Origin of the sequence: Aeromonas hydrophila subsp. hydrophila ATCC 7966 (genome assembly GCF_000014805.1) — a bacterium.
GTDB lineage: Bacteria > Pseudomonadota > Gammaproteobacteria > Enterobacterales > Aeromonadaceae > Aeromonas > Aeromonas hydrophila.
The window spans coordinates 2,874,706-2,900,731 of the sequence record NC_008570.1 but is presented as its reverse complement, the minus strand read 5'-3'; the positions used below and the strand labels follow the sequence as shown (position 1 = coordinate 2,900,731).

Genomic DNA, 26,026 nt, shown 5'->3' with positions numbered 1-26,026 from the left:
CGCTCATTGCGGGGCCGTGAGCGGCTGCAAAAAATCAGGCCGCCCGGGTGGGCGGCCTGTGATGGCGCTGTGGTGACGGCGCACATAGAAGAGGGATCAGCGGGTGAAGGTGAGCCGCTTGCCCAGCACCTCGTTGGTGACCTGGCCGTTTTGCCAGGCGATCTGGCCGTTGACCAGGGTCATCTCCACCGTGCTGTGGAAACGGTAGCCGTTGAAGGGCGACCAGCCGCACAGATAGAGCAGGTTGCTGTCGTTGACCACGTAGGGCTTGCCCAGATCCAGCAGCACCAGGTCGGCGAAGTAACCCTCGCGGATGTAGCCGCGATCCTGCACCTGGAAGCGCTCGGCCACCGCGTGGGAGGTCTTCTTGACGATGGTCTCCAGCGAGAATACCCCGTTGTGGTAGAGCTCCAGCAGGGCCAGCAGGGAGTGCTGCACCAGCGGCACGCCGGACGGCGCCTTGAAGTAGCTGTTCTGCTTCTCTTCCCAGGTGTGGGGGGCGTGGTCGGTGGCGATGATGTCGAGCACGTCATTGCGCACCGCATCCAGCAGGGCGTGCTGGTCGGCGGCGCTCTTCACCGCCGGGTTGCACTTGATCTGGCTGCCCAGGGTGTCGTAGTCCGCCTCGTTGAAGAACAGATGGTGAACACACACCTCGGCGGTGATGTTCTTGTCCTTGAGATCCTTCAGATCCGGGGTGGCGGTGAAGAGCGACAGCTCCTTGGCGGTGGTCAGGTGCAGCACGTGCAGCTTGGCGCCGTACTGCTTGGCCAGGGAGACCGCCAGGCTGGAGGATTTGTAGCAGGCGTCGGCGCTGCGGATGCGGCCGTGCTCGCGCATCGGCACATCCTCGCCCCACTTGGCGCGAGCTTCGTCTTCCAGCACCTTGATGGTGGGGGTGTCCTCGCAGTGGGTGACGATCATCACCGGGCTCTCGCGGAAGATGGCGGCCAGGGTCTCCTGATTGTCCACCAGCATGTTGCCGGTGGAGGCGCCCATGAAGATCTTGATGCCGCAGGACTGTTTGGGATCGAGCTTCTTGATCTCTTCCAGGTTGTCGTTGGTGGCGCCGAGGTAGAAGCTGTAGTTGGCGGCGGAGGAGTTGGCGGCTATCTGGTATTTGGCTTCGAGGGCATCGAGGGTGGTGGTCTGGGGGTTGACGTTGGGCATTTCCATGAAGCTGGTGGTGCCACCGGCCACGGCGGCCCGGGATTCACTGGCGATGGTCCCCTTGTGGGTCAGCCCTGGCTCCCGGAAGTGGACCTGATCATCGATCATTCCGGGGATGAGGTGACGGCCCGCGGCATCGATCACCACTGCATCGGGCGCCTGGATATCCGGGGCGATGCGGGCGATCCGTTCCCCCTCGATCAGCACGTCGGAGGCATAGATGCGGCCTTCATTGACCAGGGTGGCATTCTTGATAAGCAATTTGTTCATGGGGGAGTCCGGTTCCTTTGTCAGTGATCGCGGGTCATAATAGCGCAAACCGCCCTTTCTCTGTAGCAAGGCCTGACTGATGAAGTTATTTGTAAAAGATTTGACCGTGATCGACTCCAGCTACCTGTGCGAACGCCGCGGTATGGTGGGGGAGAGCTGGCTGGTGGACATCGAAATGAGCGGCGAGCTCAACGAGATGAGCATGTTGCTGGACTTCGGCCGGGTCAAGAAACTGATCAAGTCGATCATCGACGACGAGGTGGATCACAAGCTGCTGGTGCCGACCGAGTGCCCTCTGGTGCAGGTGGCCCAGCTGGACGGTGACGAGAGCACCGTCGATCTGCTGCGGCCGGGTCGCTCCATTCACCTGCGCTGCCCGAGCCAGGGCTTTGCCTTCATTCCGTCCCCTCAGGTGGACAAGGAGTCCGTCACCCGCTATCTGCTGGCGGTGCTGGCCAAGCGGCTGCCGGGCAACATCAAGGATCTGTCGCTGACCCTGCGCCAGGAGGCCATCGACGGCGCCTTCTACCACTACAGCCACGGCCTCAAGAAGCACGACGGCAACTGCCAGCGCATCGCCCACGGCCACCGCTCTCCCATCGAGATCCACGTGGACGGCGAGCGCGACCAGGAGCTTGAGCTCAACTGGGCCGAGCGCTGGGCCGATATCTACCTGGGGACTGACGAGGATCGGGTGGCCCTCGGCGATCTCGCGTTGAGCGAGCAGGCCAAGGCCATCCTGCAAGAGGCTGGCGAACACTATGTCGGCTTCAAGTATGTGGCGCCGCAAGGGCTGTTCCAGCTGGCCATGCCGGCGGCGGAGGTGGAGATGATCGACACCGACACCACCATAGAGCTGCTGGCCCACTACATTGCCCGCGAAGTGAAGAAGAGCGTGGGCGACAAGTTTATCAAGATTGTCGCCTATGAAGGGGTGGGCAAGGGCGCCATCGCCTACGCCTGATCCCGCGCCGCTTGCCAGTAAAAAACAAGGCCCCGCATCTGCGGGGCCTTGTCGTTGCTGGGGCTGGCGTGGGCGTCAGGCGCTGAGCCTAAAGCGCTTGACCAGGCTCTCCTGCTGCTCGGCCAGTGAGTCGAGCTGCTGGCTGGTTTCGGCCACCCGCTCTATGCCCTGATAGTTGAGATCCGAGATGTCGGAGATGCGGTTGAGGTTGGTGGCGATGTCGGCGCTGGTGGCCTGCTGCTGCTCGGCGGCAGAGGCGATCTGGCTCGACATGTCGCTGATGAGCACCACTATGCCCTGTACCTCCTCCATGGCGTTGTTGGCGTGGGAGCTCTGATCCATGCAGCTGTCCATCTCGCGCGAGCACTCCTGCATCACGCTGACCGCCTTGGCGACCCCCTGCTGCAGGTTCTCGATCATGGTCTGGATTTCGCTGGTGGACTGGGCGGTGCGCCCGGCCAGGCTGCGCACCTCGTCGGCCACCACCGCAAAGCCGCGTCCCTGCTCGCCGGCCCGCGCCGCTTCGATGGCGGCATTGAGGGCCAGCAGGTTGGTCTGCTCGGCGATGCCGCGAATGACGTCGAGGATGTTGCCAATCTGGCCGCTCATGGCACTCACGTCGCCAATCACTTTGCCGGTCTGCTGCAGCTTGCCCGCCAGCTGGTGGGTGGTGGTGATGTTGCCGGCCATCACCTTGCGGCCGGTCTCGGAGGCTTTTTCCACGTCCATCACCCGCTCCAGGGTCTGGTTGGCGGCCTGGGCCACCTCGCGCACCGAGGCCTCCATCTGGGTCATGGCGGCGGCGACCGAGGCGGTCTCCTGGCGTTGTTTCTCCAGATCTGCCCGCACCGATTCGGTGGTGTGGCGGTTGTCGTGGGCGGCGTTGTTGAGCTGGGCCGACGCCTGGGAGAGCTGGCTCAGTACTTCGCCCATCTGCTCGATCAGCAGGTTGACCTGGCTGCCGAGCCTGCCGAACTCGTTGTTGCTGCGAAAACCGATGCGCTGGGTCATGTCGCCCTGGGTCACCTCGGTCAGCACCCGCAGCAGCTCCTTGAGCGGACGGCGAATGGCCTTGCCGAGGGTGTAGGCCACCAGGATGGCGATGGTGATGGCGATGACCAGCGCCACCCCCTGGGTGAGGGTGCTCTGGGTCTGTACCTTGCCGGAGGCGCGGATGCTGTTGTTCATCAGCTGCTGGCTCTGGGCGGTGATCTGCTCGAGCTTGCTCTGGATGTTGACGATGAGCTTGCTGGCCTGCTTGCTCTGCTCGCGCATCCGCTCCTGCTGCTGCATCAGCGCCAGGTACTGGGCCAGCACGCCGTCGCTGGCGGTGGTGTCGCGCACGAAGCCGTGCACGTAGTGGCCCATGTTGTTGTCAAAATCCTTGAGCTCGCCCTGCAGGTCCTTGATGGTGCTGTTGAAGCCCTCGATCTGCATCTTGTTGCGCTTGAGCGCCGCCTCGATGGGGGCGGGGATGCTCTGGTTGAGGGCATCCATGGTGGAGAGTTCAATGGCGGAGAGCTTGGTGGTCAGGGTCTCGGAGAGCATCTTGATGAAGCTGTCGTCGATGGTGATCATCATGTCTCCCAGGTTCTTCTTGAACTGGGGCAGGCTGACCTGGAACTGGCCCTTGGCCTGGTTCACCTTGTAGAGCCGGGTGAGCAGGGCCTGGTGTTCGGTGGGCAGGGTGTCGGTCAGTTGCAGGTAGTCCTTGACCAGCTGGTTGAGCGCGCCGAGCTCCCCCTGCAGCTCCGGGTGTTCCGCCGCCTGCCGGGCGAGGGTGGCGAGGGTCTGGTCGACCAGCGCCTTGGCCTGCTGCAGCTCGGCCACTTCGGCCGGGATCTGCTTGAGATCCTGCTCGGTCAGCACGTCGGTGAGCCACTTGTTGGCGCTGAGCAGGCTGATCTGGGTCTGGCTGCTGGCGATCACCAGCGGCATGGTCTGCCGGGTGACCTGATCCAGCGCCTGATTGAGCTCGCTCTGGCTGCGGAAGGTGAGTACCGAGGTGGCCGCCATCACGGCCACCAGGATGGCAAAGCCAAGATAGACCCTCTGCAAGATGGAGAGGTCTGACATTGTTTGTTTCATTATTGTCCCGCTGTATATGCAAAAGTCCCTTGCCTGAATACCCCGTCCATTTGATACCCTGCTACCACTGTGGGCGAGCAACGTCGGCAGACGTCTTCCGACTATCGGTATTTTTAACAATAACTGAAGAGAATGGGACAACGGCTGTGTCAAATGTCGGCTTGTGTCACACTTGCCGGGCCTCGATGACGGGCGTTGGAACCGCTTGAGACAGGCATTGAATTTTCTTTTTCATATAAAGGAGTTATCCATGGCGCAAGAAACCATTTTCAGCAAAATCATCCGCAAAGAGATCCCCGCCGACATCCTTTATCAAGACGACCTGGTGACCGCCTTTCGCGACATCCAGCCCAAGGCCAAGACCCATATCCTGATCATCCCCAACGTGCTGATCCCCACCGTCAACGACGTGGAGCCGGATCACGAGCTGGCGCTGGGCCGGATGTTCACCGTCGCCCGCAAGCTGGCCAGCGAGGCAGGCATTGCCGAGGATGGCTATCGTCTCATCATGAACTGCAACCGCCACGGCGGGCAGGAGGTCTACCACATCCACCTGCATCTGGTCGGTGGCCAGCCGCTGGGACCCCTGCTCAGCCTGTGATGCCGCGCCTTCCTCTGGCCGGTCTGCTGCTGGCCGGTTCCCTGCTGGGGGGCTGTGCCTCCCACTGGCAAGACATGTTCGTCTCCTATTCCGATCAGATGGTGCCGCTGCGCAACCAGCTGTTGCTGGGTCATGCCGCCGAGGCGCTGCCCGAGGTGCGCGACTCCACGCCGGGGGACGATACCTATGTGCTGGACCGGCTCGAGCAGGGGCGCATCGCCTGGCTGGCGAGTCAGGATGCCGCCAGCAAGCAGGCCTTTGCCGCCGCCGACAGCCGGCTGGCGTGGGAAGACAATCAGGCCGAGTACCGGGTCAGCCAGGGGCTGGCCCAGGCGGGCAGCCTGCTCACCAACGACCAGACCATGGTTTACCGGGCGCCCGATTACGAGCGCACCATGCTGCACCACTATCTGGCTCTCAACTACCTGCAGCGCGGGGATGCCGAGGGCGCTCTGGTGGAGGTGCGCCGCGCCAACCAGGTGCAGGAGCAGGCCCTCAAACGGCGGGCCGACGAGGTGCGCAAGGCAAAGCAAAAGAGCGAAGAGGCCGAGGCCGAAGGGGAGATGCGCCAGCTGATGTCGCGCGGCGCCCCCGAGCTCGACCGGCTGATCGGGCGGGTCAAGAACGGTTTTCAGAACGCCTACACCTTCTATTTCTCCGGCGTGCTCTATGAGGCGGCCGGCGATCTCAACGATGCCTGGGTCGACTATCAGCGCGGTTACCAGATAGCGCCGGACAACCGCAGCCTGCAGGATGCCTTGCTGCGTCTGGCTGTGCTGCGTGGCGCCGCGGACGAGATCCGCGAAACCGAGAAAAAGGTGGGTCGCAAGGCGCCGCCCTTGGCCAAGGATCAGGGCCAGCTGGTGGTGCTGTTTGAAGATGGGCTGATCCCGGCACGGCGCGAGCTGTTTCTGCCGCTGCCCATCGCCACCTCCGGCGGCGATTTTCGCACCTTTACCGTCGCTATCCCCTATTACGATAATCGGGCCAGCGACACTGGGCCGCTCACGGTATCGGTGGGCAAGCGGGTCGAGCAGACCAGCGAGCTAGTCAGGCTGGAGGCGCTGGCGGCCAAAGATCTGCAGGAGCGGCTGCCCGGCATGCTGACCCGCCAGGCGCTGCGGCTGGTGGCCAAGGAGCAGGTGCGGCGCACCGCGGCCAAGGAGGGGGGCGATGTGGGCAACATTCTGGTCGGCATCTTCAATACCCTCTCGGAGCGGGCTGACACCCGCAGCTGGCTGACGTTGCCGGCGCAGGCTGCGAGCTGGCAGGGGATGCTGCCTGCGGGTGACGTGAACCTTACCCTGGGGGCTGGTGCTGCCCAGCGGCAATTGCCGCTCACCATCCACCAGGGACGCACCACCCTGGTGTGGGTGCAGCGGCTCGGCGCTGGGTTGACGACCCGGGTGATGCCGCTGTGACGGCGAACGATGGCAATACACATGAGTGACCGGTCGGGCCCCTCGGGGTCGCCGGCAAGGAGAGCAAGATGAAAGCACACGGGTTGGCTCTGGGCCTGGTTCTGCTGCTGGCAGGCTGCGCCACCAATACCTCCGGCGTGGCGCTCTATGGGGCGGCGGGCGCCGCGCCAGTGGCAGAGCAGCATCAAAACGTCAATGTCACCCTGACCGAGCTCAGCCGGCGCGAACAAAACGGCCTGTTGCAGGTCAATGTGGCGGCGGCCAGCACCCAGCGCGGTGACAACAAGCTGCAATACCTGTTCTATTGGTATGATGAGGCGGGGCAGGAGGTGGCCAGCGATGGCCGCGGCTGGACGCCGCTCAAGCTGCACGGCTATCAGACCCGCACCCTGTCTGCCCTGGCGCCGAGCCCGGCCGCCCGGGGCTACCGGATTTACGTACGCGAAGTGATTGAGGAATCCTACTGATGAAAATGAATCATGCCCTGCTGATCCTGACTGGCGCCCTGCTGCTGGGCGGCTGCTCCAGCACCACCGTCAGCTATGGCGATCCGACCGAAACCGAGACGGTGACCGTCGATTACGGTTCCAGCGATCTGCAGGCCATCGCCGACAAGATGGCGGATTCCATGCTGGCGTCGCCAGCCACCAGCGAGATCACCGCCGGCGGCCGTCCGGTGATGTTCATGGACTCCATCCGCAACAAGACCTCCGAGCACATCGACACCGAGGCCATCACCGACAGCATCCGTACCAAGCTGCTGCGCGCCGGCAAGTTCCGCTTCGTCGACATGAGCAAGGTGGCGGCGGTCAAGCAGCAGCTCGAATACCAGCAGAGCAGCGGCATGGTGGATCCTGCCTCCATGGTGCGCCTTGGCAAGCAGACCGGCGCCCGCTACATGGTCTATGGCAACCTCGCCAGCATCGTCAAGGACAACGGCAAGGTGAAGGATGTCTACTACCAGATGACCATGAACCTGATGGATCTGCAAAACGGCGAGCTGCTGTGGGCAGACCAGAAAGAGATCCGCAAGCAGGCCAAGAAGTCCACCTTTGGCTGGTAAGTCGAGCGAGGCCTCTCAGGCGGCCGCCGAGCGCACCCTGCTGGCCAGCCTGCCGCCACCCTGGCGCTCGGGCCGGCTGGAGCCATTGGCCAGCGGCCTGACCAACTGCAACTATCGACTGCGCCTCCCCTCGGGGCGCAGTCACTTTTTGCGCCAGGGCCACCCCGATCCAGTGCGCCTTGGCATCGATCGGGCCACCGAATGGCAGCTCTATCAGGGGGCCGTGGGGCAGGGGCTGGCCTTGCCCTGCCATCACAGCGATCCCGCCACCGGCCTGATGTTGCTGGACTGGTGCGACGAGCCGAACTGGCTGGCGGCGCCGCCCCCGGCTGCGTTGCAGCCAGTGCTGCTGGCCGGGGTGCTGACGCGGCTGCACCGGCTGCCGGTGCCGACCGTGGTGATGGCGGTGCGGGCCCACAGTGCCGGCTATCGTGCCAGGCTGGCCCGAGTGCCGACCTGGCTGCCGGCGCTGGAGCGGGGGTTGCTGGCCAGCTGCGAGCCCGCCGATTGCTGGCTCCCTTGCCATCATGATCTCAATCCGGCTAATTTGTTGGGGAGCCGGCCCTGGGTCATCGACTGGGAGTATGGCGCCGCCGGGCATCCCGGTTTCGAGGTGGCCAGCATCCAGCGTACGCACGGCTGGCAGGATGCCCAGCGCGAGGCGCTGGAGCAGAGCTACTGCGAGCGGGCAGGGGGGCCGGTCGGACCGCGTGGTTTTCAGAGCCGGGCCTTTTTGCCCTGGGTCGATTACATAGGGCTGCTGTGGGCGCTGCTGATGGCCGAGCAGCATCCGGGGCCCGACTACCAGGCGCTGATCGATCTCAACCGGCAGCGGCTGGAGTAGGCATCAGGCATTATGAATCATCCGTTGCGTCAACCCTGTTTCATCAACATTGGAGCCTTGCATGGTGACCACCTTTTCCTGGCGCAAGCCCAGTAGCTGGAGTCTGCTGCTGCTCTGTCTGCTGCTGGCCGGCTGCTCCACCCGGGTCGTCTATTACTGGCTCGACGTGGCCATCGTCTGGCAGCTGGACGACTACTTCTCGCTGGATCGCGGCCAGAAGCGCTTGCTGGACAACGAAGTGAAGGGGCTGATGGCCTGGCACCGCCAGCGCGAGGTGCCCCGTTATGCCGACGATCTCGATGCGCTGGCCAAGGCGGTGGCGAGCCCCATGACCCCGGCCCAGGTCTCCCGCCATCTGGATGCAGCCCAGCAGAGCCTGACCCGCACCCTGGAGAACACGGTGCCACGGGCCGTGCGGCTGGCACGTACCCTGACCGAGGCGCAGGTGGCCATGTTCATGAAGGACAGGCTCACCCGCCAGGCGGAACGGGAAAAGGAGTTTGCCGACAAGCCCAGGGAGGAGATGCTCAAGGAGTTTCGCGACAAGATGAACGAGCGGCTGGTGTTCTGGATTGGCGAGGTGAAACCGGCCCAGGCCCCGCTGGTGGCCCAGTGGGCCCAGTGGCAGTACGAGCTGCAGGCCCCCTGGCTTGAGTTTCAGACCGCCTGGACCAAGGAGCTGGACCGGCTGATGAAGCAGCGCCAGAGCCAGGACTTCGGCGCCCAGCTCACCGCCCTGCTGCAACAGGGGGATGGCCTGATGGATGGCCGTTTCACCGGCTACACCGATCAGTCGCGCCAGCGCACCGTCAACTGGCTGAGCGATCTCAGCCAGTCGCTGGACATCTCCCAGCGGGCCCACCTCTACAGCCTGCTCAAGGGCTATGCCCGCGATTTCAGGCAGATGTCGGAGGGATAATGGCGCCAAGGGGGCCGCAGAGCGGGGGCCGGCCGGCCCCCATGCCCTTGTTCTGGCGGGGCCCCTGTGGTAGTTTGCCCTTTCTATTATGCGGGAATTAACTTTTTGAGCCTGACCGACAAAGTGAAACTGGCGCTGATGACTCTGCTCATCACCCTCGCTCTGTTGTTCTCTACCCTCTCGGTGGAGGGGTTCAAGCTGCCCGCAGCCCAGCAGTCGAGCCAGCAGGTACAGCTGATGGGGGATACTGTGGCGCCGACCGATGGCGCTCCGGTGATCCACAGTGCCAGCGACAGCGACGACGGGGTCGTCAAGTTCGTCAGCTCCCACCAGAATCACCTGTTGCGGCTCGAACACTCCCTGCGCAGCGATCATCAGCCCGGCAACGTGGTGTACCAGCTGATCATGAGCTGGTCCCAGCAGGCGATCCTGTTGCTGCTGTGCGGCCTGCTGTTCTATGCCGCCCTCTTCTATCGCAGACACAGTTTCCGCGATCGGTTTGCCACCATCCATCGGCACCGGTTGCAACGCCAGCACCTGCAATACCGTTTCTGTCAGAGTTACCTCGCCTGATCCCGATGGGGTCCGGTCCTTTCGCACCACCTCATCGCCTCCTGATGCCTGCTCACCGCGCGTGAACGGGCTGCTGTCTCATTCGTATTTTCTTGCGTGCCGCCTGCGTGGCGAGTGCGCAGCCTTCTCCTGACAGAGGCTGATTTCATGAGAAAAAAGAGTCGTATCACCTTGAACCGCATGAACATGTGGCAGTACGCCCTGCTGCTGCTCATGCTGTTCACCTTTGCGTTTTACTCCCTGCCCACCTTCTTCGGTGAGCAGCCCTCCCTCGGTCTGCACGGCCAGACCAGCCTGACCGAGGCGCAGCGTACCCTGCTGGCCGACAACCGCATCGAGCCACTCAAACAGGTGCAACAGGGCGAGCGGGTCGAGCTGGTGTTTGCCAGCCAGGCCGAACAGCAGCGCGCCAAGCAGCTGCTGGAGCAGCAGGGCTATGACAGCTCGGCGCTGACCCTGGAGTTCTACTCCAACGCCCCGGGCTGGATCAGCCAGCTCGGCGCCGCCCCCATCAAGCTCGGACTGGATCTGCGCGGCGGCTCCCAGCTGTTGATCGGGGTCGATCTGAGCTTTGTGGTCGACAACCAGACCAAAAACCTGGTGGACATGCTGCGCACCCAGTTTCGCGAGGCGCGCCTGCGCGGCGCCAACGTGGCCCGGGTGAGCGAGGGGGAGGTGAGGGTGATTTTGCCTGAGGTGGCCGATCAGGCGCCCTGGCTCACCATCATCAAGGATTCCGCCGGCACCCGGCAGGATCAGTGGACCCTCAAGCGCAGCGGCAACGAGCTGCGGCTGGTGATGAGCGAGGCCGAGCGTACCCTGCTGGCCAACAACGCGGTGACCCAGAACCTGTCGATCCTGAAAAAGCGGATCAACGAGCTCGGCATCGTCGAGGCCTCGGTACAGCGCCAGGGTCAGGACGGCATCCGCATCGAGCTGCCCGGGGTGCACAATCCCAAGCAGGCGAAAGAGGTGATCGGGGCCACTGCCTCGCTGGCCTTCTACGAGGCCCAGGCCGACAGCCGCTTCTTCATGGCGGATCGCAACGGCCAGGCGGTGGGGCTGGCCCGCAAGCCGGTGCTGACCGGCGAGCACATCGTCGATGCCCGCGCCAACATGGGCGAGATGGGGCAACCCCAGGTCAACATCGTGCTCGACAGCCTGGGCGGCAGCAAGATGAACCAGTTCAGCCGCCAGAACGTGGGCAAGCCGATGGCCACCGTCTTTACCGAGTACAAGACCAATGCCGAAGGCAAGCTGCGGGCCAGGAGCGAGGTGATCAACGTCGCCACCATCCAGACCGCCCTTGGCAACCAGTTCCGCATCACCGGGATCGGCAGCCTGCCGGAAGCCCAGGAGCTGGCCATGCTGCTGCGCGCGGGCGCCCTCACCGCGCCCCTCAAGATCCTGGAAGAGCGCAGCATAGGCCCGACCCTGGGTCTGCAGAACATCGAGGCGGGCTTCACCGCATTGGCGTTCGGCATGGCCGGCATGATGCTGTTCATGATGGCCTGGTATCGCAAGTTCGGCTGGGTCGCCATCACCGCGCTCATCGCCAACCTGTTGATGCAGGTGGGCATGCTGGCGGTGCTGCCGGGCGCCGTGCTGACCCTGCCGGGGATCGCCGGCCTGGTGCTCACCGTCGGCATGGCGGTGGATACCCATGTGCTGATCTTTGAGCGGATCAAGGACCGGCTGCGGGAAGGGGGCTCGCTGGCCAACGCCATCGATTTTGGTTACCGCTCGGCGTTTCGCACCATCTTCGATGCCAACATCACCACGCTCATCTGCGCCGTGGTGCTCTATGCCATCGGTTCCGGGCCGCTGCAGGGCTTCTCCATCACCCTGATCCTGGGCCTCATCTCCAGCATGGTGACCGGCATCTGGGGCACGCGCGCCATCATCAACCCCCTGTGGGGCAAGAGCAGCGCCAAGCTGCTGAGGGTGTGACCATGACTGACCACCACCTGTGTCATCGCGCCGCGCGTTCGAGCCTGCTCCGCGCCCGCGTCATGCGCTTCCCTGCGGGAAGCCCGAGCCATCTGCTGTCGAGGGAACAACAATGCTGAGAATGATCATTGCCATGGGGCTGACCCGCTGGCGTTACATCGGCCTGTGGGCCTCCGTGCTGCTGACCGTGGCGAGCATCGCGGTGCTCGCCATCAACGGCCTCTCCCTCGGTCTCGACTTTACCGGCGGCATCCTGCTGGAGTTTCGCATCCAGACCCTGAAGGAGGCCCACGAGCTCAACGCCCTGTTGACGGCCCCCCTGGCGGGCGTGGTCGAGCTGCACGGCGCCGGCGTGCCCGGCGAGTGGCTGATCAAGCTGCCGCCCCACGAGCTGCCCTGGGCGGCCGAGGAGCTGGCGGTGATGCTGGGTCAGCAGCTCAATCTGCCGGTGGAGCTGCTGCGCACCACCATCGTCGGCCCCCAGGTGGGCGCCGAGCTGTTCCAGCAGGGGATGCTGGCGGTGCTGGTGGCCTCGCTTGCCATCTCCGCCTACCTGGCGGTGCGTTTCGAGTGGCGCCAAGCCATCGGCATCCTGGTGTCTGTGCTGCACGACGGTCTGGTGGCGCTGGGGCTGCTGGCGCTGTTCAACATCGAGTTCGATCTCAACGTCATCGCCGGCCTGATGGCGGTGATCGGCTACTCCCTCAACGACAGCATCGTCATCTCCGACCGCTTGCGGGACTTGCTCAGCTCGCGCACCCAGATGGGGATCCACGACTGCTCCGACGTGGCCATCAAGGCCACCTTCAGCCGTACCATGATCACCTCGGGCACCACCCTGTTCACGGTGGGGGCTCTGCTGCTGTTCGGTGGCGACGCCCTCTACGGTTTCTCCTTCACCCTGTTCGCCGGCATCCTGGTGGGCACCATCTCCTCCATCACGGTGGCTTCCACCGTGCAGGAGCTGCTGGGTCTCTCGCCGCAGGCTTACCAGAAAAAAGAAGAGGAGCTGGCGGAGGCGGCATGACCCCGTCATTCCCATGCAAAACGGGCCCTCGGGCCCGTTTTTTTATGCGCATCTGAAATGAGCCTCAAAAGCCCGAGCCCGGTTGCAGCAAGAAGGCGGCCTCCTCGGCCGTGTCCTGGCGGCCCAGGATGGCGTTGCGGTGGGGGAAGCGGCCAAAACGTTCGACGATCACCTGATGGCGGCGGGCAAAGTCGGCAAAGCCGGCGAAGGTCTCCCGCGCCGGACCGTCGGCCTGCTCGGCCGCCAGCCCCTCGAACAGGGTCACGCTTCTGGCCTGCTGTTCGCGGGATTCGGCGTGCTCCAGCGGCAGGTAGAAAAAGACCCGCCCCAGCGGGGGCAGCGCCAGATCCGCCTCCAGAGAGAGCCCCTTGAGGCAGAGATCCCGCGCCTTGGCATCCTGGGCAAAGGCGGCGGGGGTGCCGCGGTGGATGTTGCGCGGCAGCTGATCCAGCAGCAGGATAAGGGCCAGCCGGCCCTCGGCCGCGTCGGCCCAGTGGGCGAGCTCGCCGGCGGCGGCTGCGGCGGCCAGTTCACCGAAGTGGCTGGCGAGCAGGGCGTCGGTGTCGCTGTTTTTGCCCCACCAGAGGGGCGCTTGGCGTTTGGCGCGGGTGACGTCGTCTGTCTCTTCGCCAAACCAGAATGTGATCAGCGGTTGCCAGGGTTGCATGGAATACTCCTTGGGCCTGCGGGCACCGGATGAATCAAGGCCAAATGACCCTGATGTGGTTGCTGCCGAACGGGCGGCTTCTGGTTACACTGTGCCATCTTTTCTCGCAATAGGGATCCCCCTTCGGCCGGAACCGGTTGGTCGGTCCTGTCGGATGACATGGCCAATGTACTCGATGGTGTGGCGCTGATGATGTGGCCAACAAGGGCGTGGTGTGCTGCGGGAAGCTCTCTTCTACTGACATAAGGATTTTCTGATATGGCCGGAACCAGTTTGTTGGCCCTGCTCGACGATATTGCCAGCGTGCTCGACGACGTGGCGCTGATGACCAAGATGGCGGCAAAGAAGACCGCCGGGGTGTTGGGGGACGATCTGGCCCTCAATGCCGAGCAGGTCTCCGGGGTGCGCGCCGAGCGGGAGCTGCCGGTGGTGTGGGCGGTGGCCAAGGGGTCGTTTCGCAACAAGCTTATTCTGGTACCGGCCGCCATCGCCATCAGTGCCCTGGTACCCTGGCTCATCACTCCGCTCCTGATGCTGGGGGGGGCCTACCTCTGCTTCGAGGGTGCCGAGAAGCTGGCCCACAAGTTTCTGCCCCATGAGGCGAGCGAGGGGGAGGCGCACACCGCACCCATTCCCGATGATCTGGTGGCGTTTGAACAGCAGAAGATAAAGGGGGCCATTCGCACCGACTTTATTCTGTCGGCCGAGATCATCGTCATCGCCCTTGGCACTGTACAGGGGGCGAGCCTGGCGCTGCAGCTGTCGGTGGTGGCGGGCATCGCCCTGTTGATGACGGTGGGGGTCTACGGCCTGGTGGGGCTCATCGTCAAGCTCGACGACATCGGCCTGCACCTGCTGCAAAAGCCCGATGGTGGTGCCTTGCGCCGGGCGGTGGGGCAGGGACTGCTGGTGACGGCGCCGCGGCTGATGCACCTGCTGGCACTGGTCGGCACCATCGCCATGTTCATGGTGGGGGGCGGCATTTTGGTGCACGGCTGGCCTTTCGTGCATCACCTGATTGAAGGGGCCGCCACCGCCGTGGCTACCCTGCCTGCGGTCGGCGCCGCCCTCGCGCTGATGATGCCGACCCTGCTCAACGCCTTGGCCGGCGTGGTGGCTGGACTGGTGCTGGTGCTGGCCATGACCCTGGTGAGCAAGCTCAAGCCCGCCAAATAGTGGCGGCGGGCTGACCCTCGCGGGGCATATTCCTGCGATGGGGGCCATTCCGTCAGATACTGTCTCGTCTGTTGCCTCGGATGGGGGCTAGGCAAGGGCCTGCCCCCTTCGTACTATCCGGCAGACACTCGCTCACAGAGGCGGGGTCAGCCCACATGGACGCAAACAGACAAGGAAGGTCATGAAACCACCCGTTTGGCTGGATGATCACATCTATGCCGCCCCCGACTGCCCGGCGATCGACGCCGATTTCCAGCGAGTCCGCGAGGCCCTTAACCGCCTGCCACCCCTGCTGGATGAACTGCCCAAGACCAACGACATCAATGCCTTGCGCCATCTGCTTCGGGCCATCCGGGCCTGCTGGCGCGAGGTGCGCCGGCTGGAGTGGAACTGCCAGACCTACGGCTACAACCGGCTCAGCCGGGATGGGCGCGACGAGGCGGCCAGGGTGCTGCTCTCCCGCGGCCAGCAGCTGCAGGCGAGCCTGGCCCAGCTTTGCAAGCCGGTGACCCTGTTCTGGGTGCGCGCTCCCGAGGAGCTGGTGCGCGCCCTGCTGCAGGATCCCGAGCTGTTCGAGCTCGCCTACGTCATTCGTCACGACCGGCGCCAGCAGGATCAGTGGTTGTCGCTCGAGAGCGAGCAGCTGATTGCGGGGTTGAGCGTGGATGGTCTGCAGGGCTGGGGGGATCTCTACGGCAACCTGGTAGGAAGGCTCAGGCCGGTGGTGGAGGGGCAGCCCATGGGGCTGGCTCAGGCGGACAACCTGCTGGCCCACCCGCAGCGGGCGCGGCGCGCCGCCGCCTGGCACGCTATCCAGGCTGCCTGGGGGGCGCAGCAGGAGACGGTGGCCGCCATCCTCAACGCCATCAACGGCTGGCGCAACGAGCTGGCCCGCCAGCGTGGCAGGGCACGCAGGTGGGATGCGCTCGACGTTTCCTGCCATCAGGGACACCTGGAGCGGGTGACCCTGGAGACCCTGATGACGGCAGCCGGCGAGCACAAGGCGCTGGGGCGACGGGCCCTGCGCGCCATGGCCTGCGCCCAGCAGATTAGTGATTTCGCCCCCTGGGATCTCTATGCCCCGGCGCCGGCTGTGGCGAGCGGCCTGATCAGTTTCGAGCAGGCGCTGGCCCTGGTGGCCGATGCCTTCACCGGCTTTGACCCCGAGATGGGGGCCTTTGCCCGCATGATGGCGGCCAATGGCTGGATTGACGCCGCCCCGAGCGAGCACAGGCGCAGTGGCGCCTACAGCACCGAGTATGCCGATCCGCCCGAGCCGCGGGTGTTTCTCACTTTCGAGGGGACCCTGGACAACGTCATCACGCTCGCTCACGAGTTGGGCCACGCCTGGCACAGCTGGCTGCTGCGGGAGTTGCCGCTGGAGCAGCGTGACTACCCCAAGACGCTGGCGGAGACAGCCTCTCTGTTTGCCGAGGCGCTGGTGCGCGATGCCCTGCTGGCGGCCACCGACAACATGGAGCAGCGTCGGGCCATCGCCTGGCTGGACGGGGAGCGCGCCGCCAGCCTGCTGCTCGACGTGCCGGCCCGCTTTACCTTCGAGCGGGCCCTGGTGGCGGCGCGGGAGGAGGGCTACGTGGGGGCCGGCCAGCTGCGGCAGATGATGAAATCGGCGCAGCAGCAGTGGTATGGTGACACCCTGAGTCAATATGACGAGCTGTTCTGGGCCAGCAAGGGCCACTTCTCCATCGCCGAGCTCGGGTTCTACAACTACCCCTATCTGTTTGGCTACCTGTTCAGCCTGGGACTCTATGCCCAGCAGGCGCGGGCGGGGCGCGAGTTCGTCCACGCCTATCGGGAGCTGCTGCGCGACACCGGCCGCATGAGCGCAGAAGAGCTGGTGGAGAAGCACCTGGGGGTCGACATCCGTGAGCCCGCCTTCTGGCAGGAGAGCCTCGATTATGTGGAAGAGGCGGTCGCCCGCCTCGAGCGGCTGGTGTAGGCAGCCCGGCGGTTTTTATCCTGGTGGCGGGCCCTGTGGCTCGCCACGCGCATTCAAAGGGGCTCGGCCCCGCAACCTGATGACGAGCATTTGATGCAGCAACGAATCTACCCACAACAGTGGCAAAACCAGCATATCTATCCCGCCCTCGACTGCCCGCAGGTGGCCGCCGATCTCGCCCTGGCGCGCGCCGGTGTGGACGAACTCGGCCTGTTCATCGAGGGGCTTGGCGCCGTGCGAGCCAATGCGCAGGCGCTGCAGGATTTCTTGCGTGAAGTGCGGCTGCGGGCCCAGCGCATTCGAAACATCGGCTGGAACCTGGCCGTGCTGGCAGCCTGTCAGGGCAGTCAGGATGCCCGCGACGAGCTGGCCAAGCAGCTGGCTTCCCGTGCCCGCGCCCTCAATGCCGATCTGTTCAAGACACTGGCCCCGGTCGAGGATCTGATGCTGGCGCTGCCGGAGGCTGAATTTGAGCAGCTGATGGCGGACTCCCTGCTGGGGGAGGAGGCGTACCGGCTGCGTCACGAGCGCCGCTTGCAGGATCAGCGCCTGCCGGTGGAGGCGGAGCAGCTGGTGATCGGTCTTGGCACCGACGGCCTGCACGCCTGGGGCAACCTCTACAACGATCTGGTGGGCAAGATCCGGCTGGTGATCGATGGCCGCGAGATGGGACTGGCCGAGGCGAGCAACCTGCTCTCCAGCCCGCTGCGGGCCCTGCGCCGGGAGGCGTTCGATGCCATCAGCGCCGGCTGGGAGGGGGAGCAGGAGACGGTGGCCGCCATCCTCAACGCCATCAACGGCTGGCGGCTTGAGCTTTCGCGCCAGCGTGGCCGCAGCCGCCAGCTCGATGCGCTCGATCTCTCCTGCCATCAGAGCCATATCGAGCGGGCGACCCTGGATACCCTGATGCAGGAGACCTGGCGCGCACGCGGGCTCGGTCAGCGGGCGCTGGGGCTGATGGCCGAGCGTCTCGGCATCGAGGAGCTGGGGCCGGAGGATTTGTTTGCCCCGCCGCCGGCCGCGGTGAGCCGCGAGATCCCGTTCGAGGAGGCGATCGAGATCATCGCCGAGGCGTTCTCCCGTTTTGATCCCGAGATGGGCGAGTTTGCCCGCATGATGGCCGAAAAGGGGTGGATCGATGCCGCGCCCACCCCCAACCGGCGCACCGGGGCCTACTGCACCAAGTTTGCCGAGCCAGTGGAGCCGCGGGTCTTCATCACCTATGCCGGTACCATGGACAACGTCATCACCCTGGCCCACGAGCTTGGCCACGCCTGGCACAACTGGCTCATTCGCGATCTGCCCATGAGCCAGCGCAGCTACCCCATGACGCTGGCCGAAACCGCCTCCATCTTCGCCGAGACCCTGGTGCGCAGCGCCCTGTTCGAGCAGGCGCAGACCCCCGAAGAGCAGCAGGCCATCGCCTGGGCGGAAGCGGACGGCGCCGCCACCTTCCTGGTCAATATCCCGGCCCGCTTCGATTTCGAGCGGGCCCTGGTGGCGGAGCGGGCGGCGGGCTATGTCTCGCCAGCGCGGCTCAAGGCGTTGACCGACGAGGCCTGGGGCCGCTGGTACGAGCAGAGTCTGTGCCGTTATCACCCCCTGTTCTGGGCGGCCAAGGCGCACTTCTCCATCGCGGGCTTGGGTTTTTACAACTACCCCTACCTGTTCGGCTATCTGTTCAGCCTCGGTGTCTATCAGCAGCTGATGCAGCGCCAGAAGGCGGGAGAACAGAATGTGGCCCAGGCCTACCGCGATCTGCTGCGCGATACCGGCCGCATGAGCGCCGAAGATCTGGTGGCCAAGCACCTGGGCCAGGACATCCGCCAGAGCGCCTTCTGGCAGGGGAGCCTGGCGCTGGTGGAAGCGGCGGTGGAGCGTTTCGCCCAGACCCGCGGCTAATGCAAGCTTGCGGAATGAAACCGCCGGGCAGCCACGCTGCCCGGCGGTTTTTTTATGGGGCGGGTTTGCCTGGCTGCGGCTGAGCGGGCGGGCGCACCGGCCCCACCAGCAGGGGCCTCGGCTGGTGGCGCAGATCTGGCTGGTAGCCGTTGAAGAAGAGGTTGAGCAGTACCGAGCTGAGGGTGGCCAGCAGGATGCCGCTGTGAAACAGCGGTTGCAGGGCGGCGGGGAAGTGCTGGAAGAAGTGGCCGGAGACGGTGGGGATCATGCCGACCCCTAGGCTGATGGCGACGATGTAGAGGTTGTGGCGATTGCTGTTGTAGTCGGCCCTGGCCAGGATGCGGATGCCGGTGGCCAGTACCATGCCGAACATCACGATGCCGGCGCCCCCCAGCACGAAGGGGGGAATGGAGGCGACCAGCACCGACATCTTGGGCACCAGGCCGAAGGCGAGCAGGATCCCCCCCGACATGACGCAGACCCAGCGGCTCGACACCCCGGTCACGCTCACCAGGCCGATGTTCTGGGAGAACGAGGTGTGGGGGAAGCTGTTGAAGATGCCACCGATGATGGTGCCGATGCCGTCCACCCGCAGGCCGCGCACTATGTCGCCCCGGCTGGCCGGGTGGCCGACGATGTCGCCGAGCGCCAGAAACATACCCATCGACTCGATAAAGGTGATCAGCATGATGACGGTGAGGGTGGCGATGGAGATGGGATCGAAGGTGGGCCAGCCGAAGGCGAACGGCACTATGGGGGCGAACCAGGCCGCTTCACTCAGGCCGTCCAGGCTCACTTCTCCCATGGCGATGGCCACCCCGAAGCCGAACAGGATGCCGAGCAGCACCGAGATGTTGCTGAAAAAGCCCTTGGTGAAGCGGGTCACCAGCAGGATGAAGGCCAGCACCAGAAAGCTGGTGCCGATGTAGCGCAGGCTGCCGTACTCGGGGTTGCCCTTGCCCCCCGCCATCCAGTCGATGCCCACCTGCATGATGCTGATGCCGATGGAGGTGATGACCACCCCGGTCACCACGGTGGGGAAGAGCGGCATCAAGCGGCCGATGAGGGGCACCAGCAGGGTGGAGAGGATGCCGGCGGCGATGGTGGCGCCGAAGATGCCGGTCAGCCCCAGCGCCGGGTTGGCGCCGATGGCCAGCATCGGCATGACGGCGGCGAAGGTGACCGACATGATGACCGGCAGGCGGATCCCGGCGAAGCGGCCGATGCCAAGGCACTGCAGCAGGGTGACGATGCCGCAGCAGAAGAGATCCGAACTGATGAGATACGAAATTTGATCCTTGGGCAGCCCCAGGCTGCCGCCGATGACCAGCGGCACCGCCACGGCGCCGGCATACATCACCAGCACATGCTGCAGGCCGAGGGTAAAGAGCTGGCCGGGGGGGAGCAGGCGCTCCACTTCGTCGATGGCGCGGCCCTTGGCCGCCCCGGGGGGCTGGGTCTGGTTCATGAACAGATTACTCCTTGCGACCCGGCGGCTCTGGCCGGGCAAGATGGGGCAGGCTGGCTGCCCCGTTCATGGATGGGGTCCGGGTCGCCCTGGATCCGGCCGCGCAGGCGAAGGTTGCCTTCACGCGGTATCGCAGGGGGAGTGCAGGAACCGTGCTCAGCCGGCAGGCATGGGTGTCTGTTGGCCCTGTTCATGCGCATTTTTGCAGGCGGGATCACGCTTGCTCGCGCCGACGGCTGACAATCGTTTGCCAGCCGATGGGGCCGGGCTTTCAGATTGGTAGCCCGGTTATCATTTCGGTCGGCCGGGCTCTCAGATTGATAGCAGGCAGTGGACGGCGGCGCGCCGTCTGGTTTCATCCGTAACCGAGGGCGTGATCCAAAGCAAGAAAGTAGGATGTTTTGGTGGCGCAGGGCCCCGCCGCTGGGGTAGTTTCGATAAAACCGACACAGATCCTGAGGTCTTATCCATGATCATCTATCTGCATGGCTTCGATGCCACCAGCCCGGGCAATCACGAGAAAGTGCTGCAGTTGCAGTTTATTGATGATGATGTGCGTTTCGTGCACTACAGCACGGTTCACCCCCGTCATGACATGAGCCACCTGCTCAAGGAAGTGAAGAAGCAGCTCGACATGAGCACCGATCCCAAACCCCTTATCTGCGGGGTGGGGCTGGGTGGGTACTGGAGCGAGCGTATCGGCTTCCTGTGCGGCATCAAGCAGGTGATCTTCAACCCCAACCTGCACCCCGAAATCACCATGCAGGGCAAGATCGACCGACCGGAAGAGTACGAGGATATCGGCACCAAATGTGTGTCTGAATTTCGTAGTAAAAATTCAGGAAATTGCCTCTGCATCCTTTCCGTTCAGGATGAAGTGCGCGATAATGGCGAAACTGAGCGTGAATTGAAGAATTATTACAACATCGTGTGGGATGAGCGAGAGACGCACAAGTTCAAGAACATCTCTCATCACCTGCAACAGATGAAGGCTTTCAAAGAAGCCTGATTGATCGTCACGTCATGGATTCAACTATCAAGGGAGCCGATGGCTCCCTTCGCTTTAATGGAACCGAGGTAATTAACCATGACCAATATTGTTGTCGTCGGCGGCGGTGCCGGCGGTCTGGAGCTGGCCACCAGCCTGGGCCGCAAGCTGGGCAAGAAGAACAAGGCCAAGATCACCCTGGTTGATCGCAACCGTACCCACCTGTGGAAACCCCTGCTGCACGAAGTGGCCACCGGCTCCATGGATGCGGGCATCGACGCCCTGAGCTACCAGTCCCACGCCAAGAACCACGGCTTCGACTTCCAGCTGGGTACCCTCACCGACATCAAGCGCGACGAGAAACGCATCGTGCTGGGGAAGATCGTCGACGATAACGGCGACATCGTGGTCAACGAGCGCGAGCTGCCCTACGACTACCTGGTGATGGCCATCGGTTCCGTCTCCAACGACTTCAACACCAAGGGCATCAAGGATCACTGCATCTTCCTGGACAGCCCCACCCAGGCGCATCGCTTCCACAACAGCATGATGAACCGCTTCCTGCAGTTCGCCACCGAATACCAGCCGGGCGACAAGGTGAAGATTGCCATCGTCGGCGGCGGCGCCACCGGCGTCGAGCTCTCTGCCGAGCTCTACAACGCGGTCGAGCAGCTCTACGCCTACGGCTTCAAGAATCTGACCACCGACAGCCTGAAGGTGACCCTGGTGGAAGCGGGCCCCCGCATCCTGCCGGCCCTGCCGGAGCGCATCAGCGGCGCCGCCCATCAGGAGCTGGTCAAGCTCGGCGTGGACGTGCGTACCGCCACCATGATCACCGAAGCGACCAGCGAGGGTCTGCACACCAAGGATGGCGAGCTGATTGAAGCGGACCTGATGGTGTGGGCGGCCGGTATCAAGGCGCCGGATTTCATGAAGGATATCGCCGGTCTTGAGACCAACCGCATCAACCAGCTGGTGGTGAAAGAGACCCTGCAGACCACCCGCGACGAGAACATCTTCGTCATCGGTGACTGCGCCGCCTGCCCGCAGCCGGACGGCAAGTTCGTGCCGCCGCGCGCCCAGTCCGCCCACCAGATGGCAACCCAGGCGTTCAAGAACATCCTGGCCAAGATGAACGGTGGCGAGCTCAAGCCCTACCTCTACCACGACCACGGTTCGCTGGTGTCCCTGAGCCGCTTCTCCACCGTAGGCAGCCTGATGGGCAACCTGATGCGCGGCTCCATGATGGTGGAGGGCTACATCGCCCGTCTGGTTTACATCTCGCTCTACCGGATGCACCAGATCGCCCTGCACGGCTACGTCAAGACCGGCCTCATCATGCTGGTGGGCCGCATCAACCGGGTGCTGCGCCCGACCCTGAAGCTGCACTAAGCCGCTTGGGGCAAACGTGCTGGGGTGGTAATGGCCCCGTGCACCATGAAACGCGCACTATGAAAAAGGAGAGGCCTTGGCCTCTCCTTTTTTGTTGCGGGGGTATCAGGAGGCATCCACCTGCAGGGTGCGCACCTCGGTGAGGGCAGCGGTGAAGAACAGCCGCGCCAGTTCCGGGTCTCCTTGCCCGGCATCGCGGGCGACGTTGGCAATGTCGCCGCCGAGCAGGGTGATGGTGTTGCCCACCTTGCTCACCCGATCGATGAGGGAGCCGAACTGCTGGGAGAAGGCCGTCGTCTGGCCGAGGAAGCCTTGCTGACGCTGGATCTGCCCCTCAATCTGGTTCACCTGTCCCTCCAGGCTGCTCACCTTATTCTGGGTTTGCGTCAGAGTGACGGCCAGGGCGATAAGACCCGGCAGCCCCAGCAATCCCAGCCCCAGCAGGTAGAGTTTTTTCTTGTTGAGGGAGTCCAGCTCCTGCCGGGCGCCATCCAGGTTGGATTGCAGCCCGGCGATGGTGGCTTGCAGCTCCACGCCGATCCGTTGCAACGCTATGTTGTCTTGCGTAATGCGATCGTTGGCGCTCTGGCTGGCGGTCAGGGTCTGGGCGGTCAGGGTCTGGATGGGGGCGATCTCCTGCTGGACCAGATCGACGAACGCCTTGAGTGCCTCGGGGTTGAACGGGCCGGTATTGGCCAGCTGCTGGGTCAGTTGCAGCTCCAGGCGGGCAGCAAATGCCAGGACTTGCTGCTGCATGGTTTGCACCTGAGGCAGCAGGGCGGCAACCACCTCACTGACGTTCTGCTGGATGTTGACGGCGTTTTGCGGCAGACCGCTGAAGGACTGAATGGTCGCTTCGGCCTGCTGCATGTTGGCAATGGATTGGGAAAGAATGCCGTTGCTCATGGGGTCTCCTTATGAAAGAGGGCGGCCAGGCCGCCCTCCCGGGGTTTAGGCGGCCAGGCGCGCCACGAAGTTGGCGATGGTATCGGTCTGCGGCACTTGAAGCGGGCTTACCCCGGCCATCTGGGCCTTGATGGTGGTCACGTCGGTGAGCACCGTCTTGACCGTGGTGTCGGCGGCGGTCAGCCAGAGCTGGCGGATGTCGTCGCCGCTGGTGATCCCCTTGTCCAGGTCGGTGATCAGGCTGCCCAGATCGGAGGTGAGGGAGTCCCAGGCGTTGCTCATCTGGGTGGCGGCGGTGACGGCGTTTTGCGCCTGCACCTGCAGCCCCTTGTAGCCGTTGCCGATCTGGGTGGCGATCAGCACCTCGCTGTTGAGGCTGCTGCGTTTCTGGTACAGATCCTGGCGAGCGCCCAGCGAGTTGTGCAGCACAATGGCGCCAGCCGTGATGCCGCCGGCTCCGGCCACCATCATGGCGACCCCGCCGATGACCACCGGGGTCGAGGTGCCGGCGGTGACGAAGTCGGCCACGGCACCGATGGCGGTGACGAAGGCGCCACCAATCACCAGCAGCCCCCCGGCGACGATGCCGGCGATGGCGCCGTCGATGGCCGCGTTCACCTTGTCAATGTCGCCGTTGAGCTGGGCGAGCACCCCGTTATTCCCCTGCACCTTGCTGTTGAGGTTCACCACGATTCCCTGGAAGTTGCTGGAGTCGGTGATTAGGTTGTTGTTGAGATTGACGATCACCAGGCGGGTGTCGGAGGAGAGCCGCTGATATTCGGTAGCCTGCTCCTTGATGACGCTCAGCTGCCTGAGCCACTGCGCCTTGGTGGAGCCGGGCGGCAGCACGGCCGGAATGGCGTTTTGCAGGGCAAAGTAGTTGGAGATGTTGCTGATGTTGGTGATGATCTGCGGCTGGATGGTATTGAGATAGAGGTCGGCGTGCCCCTTCGCCAGATCGAGCCCCTGGTTGATCTGGGTCTGGTTGTCCTTGAGGTTCGGGAACTGGCTGAAGTCCACCGGCACCTGTTGCTTGACGCTGTTGCAGTAGGTCTGGATCTGCATGGCTTGGGAAGCCTGGTTGGCCATACCCTGGTCCATGGTGATGGTTGTTGCGTTGGTCATTTGGCGTGTCCTTGCGTGGTGGGATTAAGCGTCGGGCAGGATGCCGTTGCCGGCGTAGGCTGCCTTGATGTCGTCAACCTGGCTCGAGAGCAACTGCCAGGACTGGGTGTTGAGCGCCACGGTGCGCCGCAGCTGGCGTACGTCGTCGGGGCTGTTGAGGTCAGTGACCACGGGCACAGCCCCTTGGTAGGCGTCGGCCACCTTCTGCCAGCCTGCGGGCAACTGGGTGATGGTGTCGGCAACCCGGTTGTAGGTGTCGACAAACAGCTGGTTTTGCGCCTGCACCGACTTGGCCACGGTCAGCAGGGTGTTGGTGGCGGCCAGCGCCTGATAGGCCTGGGCCAGCTTGTCGGTGTTGGTCTTGAGCTCGCGGGCCGCCTGGCTGGAGCCAGCGATGCCTGAGGAGAGCGCCTTGAGACCGGAGATCATGTACTGGGTCTGCTGATCGGTCTCTTTGGCTATCTCCTGCGACGTGGCGGGTTTGGCCCCCTTGTCGGCTGGTTTCTGCTCCAGCGTCAGCGAGGTGACGATGGCTCGCCCCAGCTGGTTGACGCCCTCACCGGCCTTGCCACCCTCATCGACGATCGCCTGGATATTGGCGGCGATAGCCTGGTTGAGGGCGTCAATGATCTCGGTCTGACGCTTGGCGTCGGCCATCAGATCCTGCTCGAGCTGGGTGATGACGCCGTTGAACTGGGTCATCAGGGGGCGCAGGGAGCCCCAGGCCACCTGCACGCGGGTATTGAGTGCCTGGGCATTGAGCCGGTAGCTCTGGGCCTGATCGACGAGGGACGTCAGTTGTTGTCCCAGCCGGGCCCCGCCCGCGAGAACGGCGGCGTCGTCTTCCTGACCCAGCAGGCGGTTGAACGCGGCGACCAGGGCATAGAAGTTGGAGCCGTTGCTCAGCAGATGGATAAGGCCGGACAGGTTGGTCTGCTGGTAATAGCGTGCCTGGTTCATCATCTGGGCCTGATAGGCCTCGATTTTTACCGCGAGGGTGGAGTCGATCTCGCTGTTGGCCAAGGACTGCTGCATCAACAGCAAGTTCGCATAGGTCTGGTTGAGCAGGGCGGGTGAGGTCGCCGACAGGTAGGCGGCCAGCAGACCTTGATCCCCCAGATCCAGGGTGGCGATTGTGGTCATGACATGGCCTCCATCGCGGTGTCGGCGAGCGGACTGGCGGGGGAACATGCCCCCGGTGCGAGGGTGGGGTGAGGTAGTCGGGTATCCTGCTGCATCATGCTGCTCTCCTCGTGACGAAGTGGGTCTGTCCCCGCGCTGGTGCCGGGACAGACTCACCCTAGGGAAAGGCAAAATGGGTCACAACTGATAGTTTTGTCACTTGATGTTTGAGCCGGATCGGCTAATGAAAGGGGCGTCTGCACGGGGTGTTTTGGCGGCCCGGCGTTGTCTTTTTGCCGATAACTTACCGCCGGTAAACAGGCCTGCCAACGGGCTGTGGCTGTGGGATATGGAGCAATATCAGCCAGGGTCTGGCTGGCACGTATCGAGTCTGCCTGCTTGCCTGGTCCCCTGCGCTGCTTTAGGCTGT

At 64.1% G+C, this 26,026-nt stretch carries 22 protein-coding genes; 15 read left to right on the top strand and 7 right to left on the bottom strand.

Annotated elements, in window-relative coordinates; translation table 11 throughout:
• Positions 1-96: 96 nt before the first annotated feature.
• Positions 97-1,440, bottom strand: coding sequence for a dihydroorotase (locus tag AHA_RS13150; protein WP_011706420.1), 1,344 nt, complete (start codon positions 1,438-1,440; stop codon positions 97-99).
• 79 nt (positions 1,441-1,519) lie between these two features.
• Between AHA_RS13150 and AHA_RS13145 the strand changes: the two genes are divergently transcribed.
• Positions 1,520-2,404, top strand: a complete 885-nt coding sequence (locus tag AHA_RS13145) for a 6-carboxytetrahydropterin synthase (protein WP_164927672.1) — start codon at positions 1,520-1,522, stop codon at positions 2,402-2,404.
• Positions 2,405-2,479: 75 nt separating this feature from the next.
• Here the strand turns inward: AHA_RS13145 and AHA_RS13140 are convergent, their stop codons facing one another.
• On the bottom strand, positions 2,480-4,480 hold the full coding sequence (locus AHA_RS13140; protein WP_226031893.1) for a methyl-accepting chemotaxis protein: 2,001 nt from the start codon (positions 4,478-4,480) through the stop codon (positions 2,480-2,482).
• Between the two features lie 262 nt (positions 4,481-4,742).
• On the opposite strand from AHA_RS13140, the gene hinT reads away from it, so the two are divergent.
• The 9 genes from hinT (at position 4,743) to secF (ending at position 12,890) form a co-directional block, all read left to right on the top strand.
• On the top strand, positions 4,743-5,093 hold the full coding sequence (gene hinT, locus AHA_RS13135) for a purine nucleoside phosphoramidase (RefSeq protein WP_010633658.1): 351 nt from the start codon (positions 4,743-4,745) through the stop codon (positions 5,091-5,093).
• Positions 5,093-6,514 carry a COG3014 family protein gene (locus AHA_RS13130; protein ID WP_164927671.1) on the top strand — a complete coding sequence of 474 codons (1,422 nt, stop codon included), beginning with the start codon at positions 5,093-5,095 and terminating at the stop codon, positions 6,512-6,514. The genes hinT and AHA_RS13130 overlap by 1 nt, the downstream gene beginning before the upstream one ends.
• A 68-nt stretch (positions 6,515-6,582) precedes the next feature.
• Entirely contained in the window at positions 6,583-6,981 is a 399-nt protein-coding gene (locus AHA_RS13125; RefSeq protein WP_010633660.1) for a YcfL family protein, read from the top strand.
• Positions 6,981-7,577 (top strand): penicillin-binding protein activator LpoB, encoded by a 597-nt coding sequence (lpoB, locus tag AHA_RS13120; protein ID WP_011706416.1) that lies wholly within the window; start codon positions 6,981-6,983, stop codon positions 7,575-7,577. Before AHA_RS13125 ends, lpoB begins: the two co-directional genes overlap by 1 nt.
• Positions 7,567-8,421: a phosphotransferase gene (locus AHA_RS13115; protein WP_115586418.1), complete on the top strand. Its 855-nt coding sequence runs from the start codon at positions 7,567-7,569 to the stop codon at positions 8,419-8,421. The genes lpoB and AHA_RS13115 overlap by 11 nt, the downstream gene beginning before the upstream one ends.
• 61 nt (positions 8,422-8,482) lie before the next feature.
• Entirely contained in the window at positions 8,483-9,340 is an 858-nt protein-coding gene (locus AHA_RS13110; protein ID WP_011706414.1) for a DUF6279 family lipoprotein, read from the top strand.
• Positions 9,341-9,406: 66 nt separating this feature from the next.
• Positions 9,407-9,913, top strand: coding sequence for a hypothetical protein (locus AHA_RS13105; RefSeq protein WP_011706413.1), 507 nt, complete (start codon positions 9,407-9,409; stop codon positions 9,911-9,913).
• A gap of 147 nt (positions 9,914-10,060) precedes the next feature.
• A complete protein-coding gene (gene secD, locus AHA_RS13100; RefSeq protein WP_024944905.1) occupies positions 10,061-11,863 on the top strand; it encodes a protein translocase subunit SecD in 1,803 nt (600 codons plus the stop codon).
• Between the two features lie 112 nt (positions 11,864-11,975).
• On the top strand, positions 11,976-12,890 hold the full coding sequence (secF, locus tag AHA_RS13095; protein ID WP_024944906.1) for a protein translocase subunit SecF: 915 nt from the start codon (positions 11,976-11,978) through the stop codon (positions 12,888-12,890).
• 64 nt (positions 12,891-12,954) lie between these two features.
• Here the strand turns inward: secF and AHA_RS13090 are convergent, their stop codons facing one another.
• A complete protein-coding gene (locus tag AHA_RS13090) occupies positions 12,955-13,557 on the bottom strand; it encodes a DUF924 family protein (RefSeq protein WP_011706410.1) in 603 nt (200 codons plus the stop codon).
• A gap of 258 nt (positions 13,558-13,815) precedes the next feature.
• On the opposite strand from AHA_RS13090, the gene AHA_RS13085 reads away from it, so the two are divergent.
• From AHA_RS13085 to AHA_RS13075, 3 genes are all read left to right on the top strand, one after another.
• Positions 13,816-14,733 (top strand): DUF808 domain-containing protein, encoded by a 918-nt coding sequence (locus AHA_RS13085; protein ID WP_011706409.1) that lies wholly within the window; start codon positions 13,816-13,818, stop codon positions 14,731-14,733.
• A gap of 181 nt (positions 14,734-14,914) precedes the next feature.
• Positions 14,915-16,693, top strand: a complete 1,779-nt coding sequence (locus tag AHA_RS13080) for a M3 family oligoendopeptidase (RefSeq protein WP_011706408.1) — start codon at positions 14,915-14,917, stop codon at positions 16,691-16,693.
• Positions 16,694-16,786: 93 nt separating this feature from the next.
• Positions 16,787-18,595 (top strand): M3 family oligoendopeptidase, encoded by a 1,809-nt coding sequence (locus AHA_RS13075; protein ID WP_011706407.1) that lies wholly within the window; start codon positions 16,787-16,789, stop codon positions 18,593-18,595.
• A gap of 52 nt (positions 18,596-18,647) precedes the next feature.
• Here AHA_RS13075 and AHA_RS13070 read toward each other — a convergent pair whose 3' ends face one another.
• The gene (locus AHA_RS13070) at positions 18,648-20,063 is read right to left on the bottom strand and encodes a nucleobase:cation symporter-2 family protein (protein ID WP_011706406.1); all 1,416 of its coding nucleotides are present in this window, start codon (positions 20,061-20,063) and stop codon (positions 18,648-18,650) included.
• A 469-nt stretch (positions 20,064-20,532) separates the two neighbouring features.
• Here AHA_RS13070 and ycfP point away from each other — a divergent pair, with 469 nt between their 5' ends.
• Complete coding sequence (ycfP, locus tag AHA_RS13065) at positions 20,533-21,072, top strand: alpha/beta hydrolase YcfP (RefSeq protein ID WP_016351064.1); 540 nt, start codon at positions 20,533-20,535, stop codon at positions 21,070-21,072.
• A 78-nt stretch (positions 21,073-21,150) separates the two neighbouring features.
• Positions 21,151-22,443, top strand: a complete 1,293-nt coding sequence (locus tag AHA_RS13060; protein ID WP_011706404.1) for an NAD(P)/FAD-dependent oxidoreductase — start codon at positions 21,151-21,153, stop codon at positions 22,441-22,443.
• A gap of 105 nt (positions 22,444-22,548) precedes the next feature.
• Here the strand turns inward: AHA_RS13060 and AHA_RS13055 are convergent, their stop codons facing one another.
• The 3 genes from AHA_RS13055 to AHA_RS13045 are packed head-to-tail and all read right to left on the bottom strand — an operon-like array spanning position 22,549 to position 25,617.
• Positions 22,549-23,349 carry a hypothetical protein gene (locus tag AHA_RS13055; RefSeq protein ID WP_011706403.1) on the bottom strand — a complete coding sequence of 267 codons (801 nt, stop codon included), beginning with the start codon at positions 23,347-23,349 and terminating at the stop codon, positions 22,549-22,551.
• Between the two features lie 45 nt (positions 23,350-23,394).
• Positions 23,395-24,474: an HBL/NHE enterotoxin family protein gene (locus AHA_RS13050; protein WP_011706402.1), complete on the bottom strand. Its 1,080-nt coding sequence runs from the start codon at positions 24,472-24,474 to the stop codon at positions 23,395-23,397.
• Between the two features lie 24 nt (positions 24,475-24,498).
• Positions 24,499-25,617: a hypothetical protein gene (locus AHA_RS13045; protein ID WP_164927670.1), complete on the bottom strand. Its 1,119-nt coding sequence runs from the start codon at positions 25,615-25,617 to the stop codon at positions 24,499-24,501.
• Between the last annotated feature and the right edge of the window lie 409 nt (positions 25,618-26,026).

Bases quoted from the DNA above. Each gene is read 5' to 3' on its own strand.
- AHA_RS13150 (WP_011706420.1), bottom strand. From the start codon at position 1,440: ATGAACAAATTGCTTATCAAGAATGCCACCCTGGTCAATGAAGGCCGC.
- AHA_RS13145 (WP_164927672.1), top strand. From the start codon at position 1,520: ATGAAGTTATTTGTAAAAGATTTGACCGTGATCGACTCCAGCTACCTG.
- AHA_RS13140 (WP_226031893.1), bottom strand. From the start codon at position 4,480: ATGTCAGACCTCTCCATCTTGCAGAGGGTCTATCTTGGCTTTGCCATC.
- hinT (WP_010633658.1), top strand. From the start codon at position 4,743: ATGGCGCAAGAAACCATTTTCAGCAAAATCATCCGCAAAGAGATCCCC.
- AHA_RS13130 (WP_164927671.1), top strand. From the start codon at position 5,093: ATGCCGCGCCTTCCTCTGGCCGGTCTGCTGCTGGCCGGTTCCCTGCTG.
- AHA_RS13125 (WP_010633660.1), top strand. From the start codon at position 6,583: ATGAAAGCACACGGGTTGGCTCTGGGCCTGGTTCTGCTGCTGGCAGGC.
- lpoB (WP_011706416.1), top strand. From the start codon at position 6,981: ATGAAAATGAATCATGCCCTGCTGATCCTGACTGGCGCCCTGCTGCTG.
- AHA_RS13110 (WP_011706414.1), top strand. From the start codon at position 8,483: ATGGTGACCACCTTTTCCTGGCGCAAGCCCAGTAGCTGGAGTCTGCTG.
- secD (WP_024944905.1), top strand. From the start codon at position 10,061: ATGAGAAAAAAGAGTCGTATCACCTTGAACCGCATGAACATGTGGCAG.
- secF (WP_024944906.1), top strand. From the start codon at position 11,976: ATGCTGAGAATGATCATTGCCATGGGGCTGACCCGCTGGCGTTACATC.
- AHA_RS13090 (WP_011706410.1), bottom strand. From the start codon at position 13,557: ATGCAACCCTGGCAACCGCTGATCACATTCTGGTTTGGCGAAGAGACA.
- AHA_RS13085 (WP_011706409.1), top strand. From the start codon at position 13,816: ATGGCCGGAACCAGTTTGTTGGCCCTGCTCGACGATATTGCCAGCGTG.
- AHA_RS13080 (WP_011706408.1), top strand. From the start codon at position 14,915: ATGAAACCACCCGTTTGGCTGGATGATCACATCTATGCCGCCCCCGAC.
- AHA_RS13075 (WP_011706407.1), top strand. From the start codon at position 16,787: ATGCAGCAACGAATCTACCCACAACAGTGGCAAAACCAGCATATCTAT.
- AHA_RS13070 (WP_011706406.1), bottom strand. From the start codon at position 20,063: ATGAACCAGACCCAGCCCCCCGGGGCGGCCAAGGGCCGCGCCATCGAC.
- ycfP (WP_016351064.1), top strand. From the start codon at position 20,533: ATGATCATCTATCTGCATGGCTTCGATGCCACCAGCCCGGGCAATCAC.
- AHA_RS13060 (WP_011706404.1), top strand. From the start codon at position 21,151: ATGACCAATATTGTTGTCGTCGGCGGCGGTGCCGGCGGTCTGGAGCTG.
- AHA_RS13055 (WP_011706403.1), bottom strand. From the start codon at position 23,349: ATGAGCAACGGCATTCTTTCCCAATCCATTGCCAACATGCAGCAGGCC.
- AHA_RS13050 (WP_011706402.1), bottom strand. From the start codon at position 24,474: ATGACCAACGCAACAACCATCACCATGGACCAGGGTATGGCCAACCAG.
- AHA_RS13045 (WP_164927670.1), bottom strand. From the start codon at position 25,617: ATGACCACAATCGCCACCCTGGATCTGGGGGATCAAGGTCTGCTGGCC.